The following is a 9,730-nucleotide window of genomic DNA, read 5'->3' as shown; positions in this document are numbered from 1 at the left end:
GTATTTGGATTGTCACTGCTTGCTCCAAAGTTAACATATTGAGCAGTCCAAAATGACCGCTATATTAACCAAGGGGGTCAGTTTTTAAATGCCATTAGGGGGTCATTTTTACACTGCCGCTAACACATCGATTTTCTTTTGATGCTGTCAATTATTTTTGGGGTAGCACTCTTTGTAAAAGATGACTACTCACCAAGTCCAGCCGGCACACTTTTTTACACCACAGTAAGCATTGTATTTGTACTCTTCACTCGACAGCTTTATATCTGGGGGAAAGAAGGTGCACGTCCTAAATTTTTTAATACGGATAAAGATAATGAATAAGAAATTAACTACTGCACAGATAGGAGCTCAAGCAAAAAATCTAGGCATAGAGATTGCGGCCCTACGAGCAGTAATTGAAGTTGAGTGTAAAGGCTCAGGTTTTAATTCTGATGGGACGCCAGTCATTTTGTTTGAGCGCCATGTATTTCGCCAGCGACTGATTGCTAATAAACGTGATTTAGACTTAGCGCTAGCTATGCGAGAACGTCCAGACCTATGTAATAAATCTGCAGGTGGATATGGTTTATATTCTGCACAACATGGACGCTTAAATGCAGCAGCTCAATATCATCGTGATTCTGCACTGGAGTCTGCCTCATGGGGTATTGGTCAAGTCATGGGCTACCACTGGAAAGCCTTGGGTTATCCAACTTTGCAGAACTTCATTAATGCTATGTATCGGGATGAAGCTTCACAACTGGATGCTATGTGCCGATTCATCAATGCAAATAACCTGGTAAATGCTCTAAAGAATAAAGATTGGAAAGCTTTTGCACGTGGCTACAATGGGGCTGCTTATGCTAAGAATTCTTATGACGTGAAGCTTGGTAATGCTTATAAAAAATGGAGCAAATAGTGCTAATACCACTCTGGAAATACAAACACTGGATCGCAATTGCGGTCTTTTTCTTTTTATGGCTGGGGCAAATCGCCTATACCAACCACTTGAGCGGAAAACTGCGCAAGGCTGCAGAACAATGCACAGCAAAAATTCAACAAATAGAGCAAAAGCATCTCAAGGCCTTAACTGAAAAACAAAATCAAATTAACCAGGTGAGTGCAGATTATGAAGCAGCAAAATCAGAGCAGGGCGTGCAAGTCGAAACAGTTACACGTGAAGTGCAAAAGATCATTGATCGTCCTGTGTATCTCAACCATTGCTTTGATGATGCCGGGGTGTCAGCCATCAACTCACTTATCACCAGTGATACCGGCAAACCTCCTTGAGCCATGTCCTGATTTGCAAAAATTGGAATCAGGGCAGGGTAAGGTCGCTTTGGTCTGGTCTATTGATACAGTGGCTAAATATAACGACTGTAAGGCGCGTCATAGTGCGATTGTGAAGGCCCTCAAGTGAGGGCTGCACAGCTCATTCAATTACAACGAATGTGAATGTAGGGATATGTGTGAGGGTGGTTTAAGCTCTATAATACTGGCGTAGCTCTTCAATTACAGATCTATATTTCATCCTGCTATTTTCACACACCTCATTATACTTTTTAATGAAATCATCAGGCATAGGGGTATGAAGACCCCTAAACGTGTTATCTACAACCCCATAATATTCTTCTAGGTCATCAATAACTTTTTCTAAGTTTGGTAAAATTTTTTGGTTATATTCATTTTTTGGTATTATGTGGCCTAATATGGATAAGGATGAAGCCATAATATCTATAACGCCTCTAAGCTTATCCAAGTTGATATCGAACTCCTGCGCATAAAAAACCTTATTAGGTGAACTTAAATAATCTACAAAAAAACTGTTAATTCTAAGAAGAGTTAAATCGCAATCGTAAATTGAATTTATAACTTTCATGCAAAGTTGTGCATCCATGTTTTTATTGTGACTGATTCTCCAATCATTAAATAACTGCGTAGCAATATACGCAGCCACGAGAGTTGTGATTCCACCAAAGAAACTAGCAGTCATTGATAGAGCATCTTCTAATACACTGCGTTCCCCGCCATACAAGTAAAAAATAAACGCAAAAAGAAATATCGTAGCAAACGATGTTGATAAAATTACTGTAGATGCCAGTTTTGATATACTCATCACTCCTTCCATCCATCCACCATATCGGCCCAATCTTGCATCATCTTTATTTCCCAATATGCTTATCATCAATTAAATACTGCCCAAAACTATCTATCCAGCCTTGAATAGATGTCTCCCATATATAAGTACGGGTTTTAAGCTTCTTCACTATAGTCAGATCCTTGATACCAAAATGTGTACTTCCTTCCGGTAACTCATCCCAGTCTACTTTTCCATTCTCAGTAAACCAGTCTTCCCAAGCTAATTGAATATCATGAGCTACAAAACATTTATTTGAATTATCCCAGGCGAATGGATTATTGCTATTTAACTTATTTACATGCAGGCGTTTAAAGTATTTATTGTTTTGGTGAATCTCAATGAATACATCTAGGTGCTTTTTAATGAAATCAAATTCAACATTAATTTCACTTTCATCTTCAAAGGCATCATCTTTATCCACCAATGCCATGTAGCGCTGTTTTTTACTCCATTCTTTGTAATAACTATTATAGTTATCTTCCGCAACACGGATCGCTTCCTCAAACTCTAATCGGGTACCGCGTTTTTTAAGATTCACATATCGCTTAAGGGTATTCCATGATTCATGAAGAGTGATAGTCTGCAGCTGAGGAATGGTAAAGCCATCTTCTGCATAACGGGTCGCAGCTTCATGGCGTAAATCATGGAAGCGCAAATCGCTAATACCACACGCATTACATGCCCGGGTAAAGTAAGTCGACACGGTACGCGTATTCACTGGAATTAAAAGATTCTTGTCATATCCCAAGGCAAGCATTCGATCTCGGACCTCTGGTTTCATAAACTCATCAATCATATTGATGGCTCTTGGTTCCATGTGAGCATACTTATGATTACCCAAGGATCCATTCGGATTCTTAGCATCTCTGACTAACCACTGACAATTCAGATCATCGTAATCATCCAGGCGCAATGAACACAGCTCATCTTCACGGCGGGCAGTGTAGAGGGCAAACCACATGATCAGATGCATCGGCGTTGAATTCTTGACACGTTTCCAGCTTTTATAAAAATAGTTGGTTAGCATCTGAAGTTCTTCAGCCGTAGGCAAGCGATCACGCTGTTTGGATCTGGTCACGATACGAGACTTCTGTAAACCAATCATGGCTTTTTCAAATTCAATTAGCACAGTCTCCAAGGGTTCGCCCCATACAAACTCTGCATGAACGATGACAGCCTTGATATGGCTTAAGTCCTTTAAGATGGTGGCAGGTGCAACACCATCAGTTCCTTTAACTGGATCGCCTTTTCTTCGCATAATTGCATAATCAGAAAAGTCTTGTCGTGTTAAAGAATAGATATTCTTCTCAGAAATATCTAAACTAGCGATGTGCTGTAGTGCTCCTGTTTTTGTCCTGGCAAAGCTGTCTGCTTCTTCCAAATACTGAAAAATGAACTCCCTGAGCGTTTTGTGCTTTATTTGCACCGCCGGATTCAACATTTTTTCAGGGTGCAATTCGATTTCTGCTTCCGTGCGTTTGATCCAGTCCTCAGCTAATGACTTTTTGCTGAAGGTCTTGGATTGTTTAAATTCAGGGTAGCCTTGACGTTGTACACGGACTTGAGCTCTATACCGGGTTGTGCCGTCTTTTGTTTGTCGCTTAGTGACTGTTCCCATGAATTTGCACCATTAAAATATTGGGGTGCAAGTAGGGTGCAATCAAAGGACACTAAAAGTCAATACGAAGCGATTAAACGAAGTTAAACGAGGTTAAAGATTTTGAGCAAAAACAATGTAATTGAAGAATTGTTTGAAAGATCAATAGATAGGAAGCTTTGGGTGGCCCCCATGGCAGGTGTGACCGATCGTCCGTTTAGAACCTTGTGCAAATACTTTGGTGCAGGCCATGCGGTCAGTGAAATGATGACATCTGACAAAACTTTGCGCATGAGTAAAAAGAGCTTATATCGTGCCAATTTTGATGGAGAGCTGGCACCGATTTCAGCGCAGATTGCTGGTTCAGATCCCCATGATCTGGCTGAAGCGGCACGTTATCAGGTGGCCAATGGTGCGCAAATTGTTGATATTAATATGGGCTGCCCAGCCAAAAAGGTCTGTAACCGACTCGCCGGTTCTGCTTTATTGCAGGATGAAGATCTAGTTGCGCGTATTCTGGATGCAGTTGTGGCTGCAGTTGATGTGCCAGTGACCTTAAAAACCCGTCTTGGTTATTTGAACGGCCAGGAAAATATTATACGGGTCGCCAAACGTGCTGAACAAGCCGGAATTGCGGCACTGGCTTTACATGGCCGTACCCGTGAAGATATGTACCTGAATACCGCGCGTTATTCTTTAATCAAAGACGTAAAGGAAATGTTGAAGATTCCCGTGATTGCTAACGGTGATATCGACAGTCCGGAAAAAGCCAAATATGTGCTGGATTATACTGGTGCAGACGCAATTATGATTGGTCGTGCAGCACAAGGTCGGCCCTGGATTTTTCGTGAAATTGCCCATTATTTGAAAACCGGTCAACATCTTGATGCACCGAGTATTACAGAAGTTAAAGATGTACTGCTGGGACATTTGACAGAATTATACGAATTTTACGGCGAGTATTCCGGCTGCCGGATTTCCCGTAAACATATTGCTTGGTACACCAAAGGTTTGCGTTCCAGCAACGAGTTTCGCCAGAACATGTATCAGGTGGAAAATACGGCTGACCAGTATCGTGTGGTAGAAGATTATTTTAATGCATTGCTAGAACATGGTTTAACCATGAATGATGTACAAGTCGAGCAGGTGAATTTACTGGAAACCAAGTAATGACGGGCAAAATTCAGCGAATCATTTAATATTTTTTGCATGAAATCCCTACCTTTTTTATCTTGAGCGGGCTGATTTTTGCATTCTGTTTACACTTCAGCCTGTCTAATACATAGCAGCACAGTTTGTTCACTTAAACTGGACAGGACTTGGACATTGCTTACTCAAGCTTCCTCTATGATGAACCTATCCAGATATAAACCAGATGTGATCCATCTTGTTTATCGTCATCATTGAGGGAGATCTGTAATGACAAATACCAATCGTCCAGTCACAGAGTTTAGCCATAAAACGTCAACGGAATTGCCACAAGAACGCAGTGAAGGCATAAATATCAATCCGACTGATACTAACGCTCGTCCAGATTTGAATACACCCGTGAAAGATAATCCTCGTGTTCCAGACATGAATGAAGGTGAGGATAATCTGGCTGCGACCAGTGCCGGTACTTTGGGTGGAGCTGCGGTAGGCGCAGTTGCAGGTCTAGTAGGTGGTCCTCCAGGTGCAGTGGTGGGTGGTATTATCGGTGGAGTAGTTGGCGGTATTGCAGGTAATGACATTGCAACGCCTGATCATGGGAAGCAGACAGATAATTACCAGCACCCAGAGAACTTTCCTGAGGCAGATAACTATCGACATCCAGATCATTTGAGAGCAGAAGATAATTACTGGAGAGATGAGTATCATAATCGCCCGTATTTCAATGAAACGCGTAGCACATATGGCGATCTAGATTATGATCGTGATTATCGCGGTGCTTACCGGGTCGGTTATGAAAATCGTCCGATGTATGAGCATGATACGGATTTTGACCGTGCCGAACCTGAACTGCGTACCAAGTGGGAACAGTTAAAAGGTGAGTCCCGCCTCAACTGGGAAGAAGCGAAATTTGCAGTTAAAGATGCCTGGCATCGTGTCACACGCTAATTCTAGATAAATTAAAAACCTCTCCATGTGGAGAGGTTTTTTTATGATTCAAGTATTAAAGATGCTTCATTTCCAGTATGAGCTGGTTAATCAGATCGGAAGCTTCCATTTCACGAATCTGTGCTACGTTCGAACCTGCCCAGAATGCACCATAACCTTGATCCCCATGTTTGGCAGCAGCAGCATGTAATTGCTTGGCCAGATCATAAGTATATGGATAGGCCGGAACATCCAGTCGCTCCGGTGTATCCACCTCAATATGCCAGTGGTTAATGATGCCGCGTGCAGGACGACCGGAAATGCTGGCACTGACTTGAGTGAGTGGCTTGGAAAATAGGGCTTTACGATAAGCCTCATTGGCATTGGAAGATTTGCATTGCACAAATGCAGTCCCGAGTTGCACGGCATCTGCACCGAAATCCATCATTTGACGCGCTTGCTCACCCGTCATAATCCCGCCTGCCGCTACAATCGGCAAGGAAGAATGCTGTTTGATCAGTTTCACCAGATTCGAGGTTTTGACTGAAGCATCAAACTTGGTGCTAAAAATCCCACGATGGCCGCCAGCTTCAATCCCCTGTGCAATAATGATATCAATTCCGGCTGCCTCAATAGCTTTGGCTTCGGCAAAATTGGTGGCAGACACCATGGTCAGAATCCCGGCCTGTTTGAGGGCTTGAATTTGATGTGGATGCGGAATCCCAAAATGAAAGCTGACTGCTCGCGGTTTGGTTTCCAATACCAGATTCAGGAAGTCATCATTGTCTTTAAAACTCGGATAAATACACTTCAAATGCTGGGGTGCCTGAGCGCCATATTTGGCAAATTTATCTTTAAACTGGGCAATCCAGGCCTGCGCTACAGCTTCATCTAGAGGCATACTGTCATGACAGAAAAAATTGACCTGAAAAGGGCAATCTGTCAATTCCTGGGTCTTTAAAATCTGTTGTCGCGCTGCATCAATACTGCTGGCCCCCAGACCCAGTGAACCCAAGCCACCCTGATTGGACACTTCGGCAGCAAGCTCGGGCGTAGAGACACCTGCCATCGGTGCCAAGAAAATAGGGTGTTTAATTCCGAGATTTTCTAATAAAGACATAGATTTGCTCCTTGTTATGCTTTTACTTTGCCTTTGAGCACAAAATTAAGCAAATCATATTGGTTATTTTATTTTGAAATACTGCAGCATGGGTTACGTGTTATTTACATTTCTTGCGACACGCTATGTCGTCAAAGAGACGGATTATTTATAGGTCTAGAAATTAAGACTTTATAATAGCTTTTTGGTCACATATTCTCTGAGCTCATGTCTGATCGTATCCGTGAAAAACTGCAAATTTTAGCCGATGCTGCCAAATATGATGTGTCGTGCTCATCCAGTGGTAGCAATCGTAAAAATAAAGAAAAGGGTGTGGGCAATACCGGCAATGGCATCTGTCATAGCTATACCGAAGATGGCCGCTGTGTTTCCTTGCTGAAAATTCTGTTCTCTAATGTCTGTATTTTTGACTGTTCCTATTGTGTTTCGCGCCGTTCCGCTGATGTCCAGCGTGCAGCATTTACCGTGCAGGAAGTCGTGGATCTGACCATGAATTTTTATCGGCGTAATTATATTGAGGGGCTGTTTCTCAGTTCGGGTATTTTTAAGTCGGCGGATCACACCATGGAACGGATGCTGCAAGTGGTCAAAAAACTTAGACTCGAAGAAAACTTTAATGGCTATATTCATCTGAAAACTATTCCGGGTGCATCACAGGAGATCATTACCGAAGCCGGACAAACTACACAGATGGTGGTGGGCGCGCATAGTGAAACCGATCAGGACATTATTTTGATGGCTGACCGGCATTACAAGGAATTCAAGCTGAAAAGGGTGTATTTCTCTGGTTATATCCCGATTAATCCTGAAGATAAAGCCTTACCCGCCATCGGTTCAGCACCGCCATTATTAAGAGAAAATCGTCTGTATCAATCTGACTGGCTGATGCGTTTTTATGGCTTTGCTGCTGATGAAATTGTCGATGAGCAGCATCCGAATCTGGAGCTGGATATTGATCCCAAACTCAGTTGGGCCTTGCGTCATCCTGAAGCCTTTCCAGTCGATATTAACCGTGCCGACTATAAAATGATTCTACGGGTACCCGGTATAGGTGTACGTTCTGCCCAGAAAATTGTACAGGCCCGCCGTTTTGGACAGATTCATATTGACCAGCTAAAACGCATGGGCGTGGCTTATAACCGGGCGCAGCATTTTATCTGCTGTGCAGATACACCGAAATTTAAGAAAGATCAGCAGTCCCATCAGATTCGCCAGCAAATTTTGATGTCAGGACAATCCAAATATCAGCAGCAACTTTCACCTCAATTAGGATTGGGTTTCTAGTGGCAAGTTACTGTTTTGATGGCAGCATGACTGGTCTGCTCAGTTGTGTATTTCGTGCTTTCGAGTTTAAAGAATTTAACGTGATAGTGACGGCCAATCCTCAAGCACAAACAGGTTTATTTGATGAATTTATCCATGTGGCCTCTAATGATCAGCATGGGCAGCGGGTGTGGCAGGGATTAAAGCAGAAAGTATCTTCCAGCAGTTTGCGTGCTTTTTACTATACGTTTTTGTCAGAGCAGGAAGCAGCGTTCCAGACTCTTTTTGATTTTGCAGTCTATGTCTTTCAAAACCAGCGTCCAGTCGATAAAGATTATGGTCATACTGCGGTGATCGGCATGTCGCAATGGGCCAAGCAAGTGGGGCGGGAAAAGCATCGTATGGAGGCTTTTGTACGCTTTAAAAAAGCCAAAGATGGTTTGTTTCTGAGTCTGGTCAGACCGGATTTTAATGTCTTGCCGATTATTTCCCGACATTTTCAGGAGCGTTATCAGGATCAAAGCTGGCTGATTTATGACGAGCAGCGTAATTACGGTATTTATTATGATTTAAGGCAGATGCATCAGGTCGAGATGAACGCTGAAATAATCGATCCACAAATCCGGATTGGTCATAGTCAATCATTCAGTATTGAACTGGATGATCAAGAGCTGCTATATGATCAGCTCTGGAAAGACTATTTTAACAGTGTGAATATTCAGGCGCGCAAGAACATGAAATTGCATATTCAATATGTGCCAAAGCGCTACTGGCGTTATATGAATGAGAAATTACTTTAAACAGTACATCAAGCTGCTTTCAGGCATAATAAGCATTGGTATATTTAAATTGAGTGTATAAACATGAAGGTATGGCTAACGTCATTAGCGCTGCTCACTGGATTAACTGCATGTTCGGAACAACCACAAAAACCGGTCGTAGATCCAGCCAAATATCAGGTTCAGACCGCACAGGAACTGCAGCAACGTTTTGATGCACTCAATGTCCAGTTAGCCCAAGACTTTCAGAAATTTAAGAAAGTCGAAAGCATTGCTTTCGCACACCAGTTTCCTTTAGATGTCAATAATCTGCAAAGCTTGAACCAGCATCTCGTTAGCAGTACCGCATTAAAACCTAGTAAAATCGCCTATTGCGATATGATGAATAGTTATTTTGCCGATATGTTCCGTTTGGGACATTACAATCTGGAACTGGTCGATGACATTAAATTGCCCAATGCCAAGAATGAAAATTTAAAAGCTAATTTCTCTGATGCTGATCATTTTTATACCTTTATTCTGGATCGTTATACGACTTATCGTCAGGTTCAGCAGACCATGGGTTATGGCTGTAATTTAAAAGCTGCGCTGTAAATCCTAAAGCCAGAAAAAAGCCCATCACAGATGGGCTTTTTTGATTTTAAGCATTGTCCCGTCCTGAAATAAGTTTACACCTTAAGAGACTTATTTTATGGAACATAAACGAGAACAACGAGTTAAACGTACACAACGTGACTATAGCTTTGCCTTTAAAATGATGGTGGTACATGAAG

Annotated in this window: 10 protein-coding genes; 7 read left to right on the top strand and 3 right to left on the bottom strand. The window is 42.3% G+C overall.

From position 1 onward, the window contains the following. Positions 1-316: 316 nt before the first annotated feature. Together AC1P5O_RS15410 and AC1P5O_RS15405 are read left to right on the top strand one after the other, a co-directional pair. Positions 317-901, top strand: coding sequence for an N-acetylmuramidase family protein (locus AC1P5O_RS15410; protein WP_499006320.1), 585 nt, complete (start codon positions 317-319; stop codon positions 899-901). Beyond that, positions 901-1,272: a hypothetical protein gene (locus AC1P5O_RS15405; protein WP_499006318.1), complete on the top strand. Its 372-nt coding sequence runs from the start codon at positions 901-903 to the stop codon at positions 1,270-1,272. The genes AC1P5O_RS15410 and AC1P5O_RS15405 overlap by 1 nt, the downstream gene beginning before the upstream one ends. A 190-nt stretch (positions 1,273-1,462) precedes the next feature. On the opposite strand, the gene AC1P5O_RS15400 is transcribed toward AC1P5O_RS15405, so the two are convergent. Further along, positions 1,463-2,155 (bottom strand): hypothetical protein, encoded by a 693-nt coding sequence (locus AC1P5O_RS15400; protein ID WP_499006317.1) that lies wholly within the window; start codon positions 2,153-2,155, stop codon positions 1,463-1,465. Then, a complete protein-coding gene (locus tag AC1P5O_RS15395) occupies positions 2,145-3,740 on the bottom strand; it encodes a tyrosine-type recombinase/integrase (protein ID WP_499006315.1) in 1,596 nt (531 codons plus the stop codon). Before AC1P5O_RS15395 ends, AC1P5O_RS15400 begins: the two co-directional genes overlap by 11 nt. 129 nt (positions 3,741-3,869) lie before the next feature. Here AC1P5O_RS15395 and dusB point away from each other — a divergent pair, with 129 nt between their 5' ends. Further along, a complete protein-coding gene (gene dusB, locus AC1P5O_RS15390; protein ID WP_499006321.1) occupies positions 3,870-4,889 on the top strand; it encodes a tRNA dihydrouridine synthase DusB in 1,020 nt (339 codons plus the stop codon). Positions 4,890-5,138: 249 nt separating this feature from the next. Next, positions 5,139-5,816 (top strand): hypothetical protein, encoded by a 678-nt coding sequence (locus AC1P5O_RS15385; RefSeq protein WP_121979937.1) that lies wholly within the window; start codon positions 5,139-5,141, stop codon positions 5,814-5,816. 55 nt (positions 5,817-5,871) lie between these two features. On the opposite strand, the gene AC1P5O_RS15380 is transcribed toward AC1P5O_RS15385, so the two are convergent. Next, a complete protein-coding gene (locus AC1P5O_RS15380; protein ID WP_005263131.1) occupies positions 5,872-6,915 on the bottom strand; it encodes an NAD(P)H-dependent flavin oxidoreductase in 1,044 nt (347 codons plus the stop codon). Positions 6,916-7,122: 207 nt separating this feature from the next. Between AC1P5O_RS15380 and AC1P5O_RS15375 the strand changes: the two genes are divergently transcribed. From AC1P5O_RS15375 to AC1P5O_RS15365, 3 genes are all read left to right on the top strand, one after another. Beyond that, on the top strand, positions 7,123-8,199 hold the full coding sequence (locus AC1P5O_RS15375; RefSeq protein ID WP_121979938.1) for a putative DNA modification/repair radical SAM protein: 1,077 nt from the start codon (positions 7,123-7,125) through the stop codon (positions 8,197-8,199). Then, positions 8,199-8,978, top strand: coding sequence for a TIGR03915 family putative DNA repair protein (locus AC1P5O_RS15370; protein WP_004279976.1), 780 nt, complete (start codon positions 8,199-8,201; stop codon positions 8,976-8,978). The genes AC1P5O_RS15375 and AC1P5O_RS15370 overlap by 1 nt, the downstream gene beginning before the upstream one ends. Positions 8,979-9,041: 63 nt before the next feature. Further along, a complete protein-coding gene (locus tag AC1P5O_RS15365; protein ID WP_004646660.1) occupies positions 9,042-9,551 on the top strand; it encodes a hypothetical protein in 510 nt (169 codons plus the stop codon). The last annotated feature ends 179 nt before the right edge of the window (positions 9,552-9,730 follow it).

The organism is Prolinoborus fasciculus (assembly GCF_056724605.1).
The sequence above is the reverse complement of the archived record's forward strand: the minus strand, read 5'-3'. Positions and strand labels throughout refer to the sequence as shown.

Bases quoted from the DNA above. Each gene is read 5' to 3' on its own strand.
- AC1P5O_RS15395 (WP_499006315.1), bottom strand. From the start codon at position 3,740: ATGGGAACAGTCACTAAGCGACAAACAAAAGACGGCACAACCCGGTAT.
- AC1P5O_RS15410 (WP_499006320.1), top strand. From the start codon at position 317: ATGAATAAGAAATTAACTACTGCACAGATAGGAGCTCAAGCAAAAAAT.
- AC1P5O_RS15380 (WP_005263131.1), bottom strand. From the start codon at position 6,915: ATGTCTTTATTAGAAAATCTCGGAATTAAACACCCTATTTTCTTGGCA.
- AC1P5O_RS15365 (WP_004646660.1), top strand. From the start codon at position 9,042: ATGAAGGTATGGCTAACGTCATTAGCGCTGCTCACTGGATTAACTGCA.
- AC1P5O_RS15385 (WP_121979937.1), top strand. From the start codon at position 5,139: ATGACAAATACCAATCGTCCAGTCACAGAGTTTAGCCATAAAACGTCA.
- AC1P5O_RS15375 (WP_121979938.1), top strand. From the start codon at position 7,123: ATGTCTGATCGTATCCGTGAAAAACTGCAAATTTTAGCCGATGCTGCC.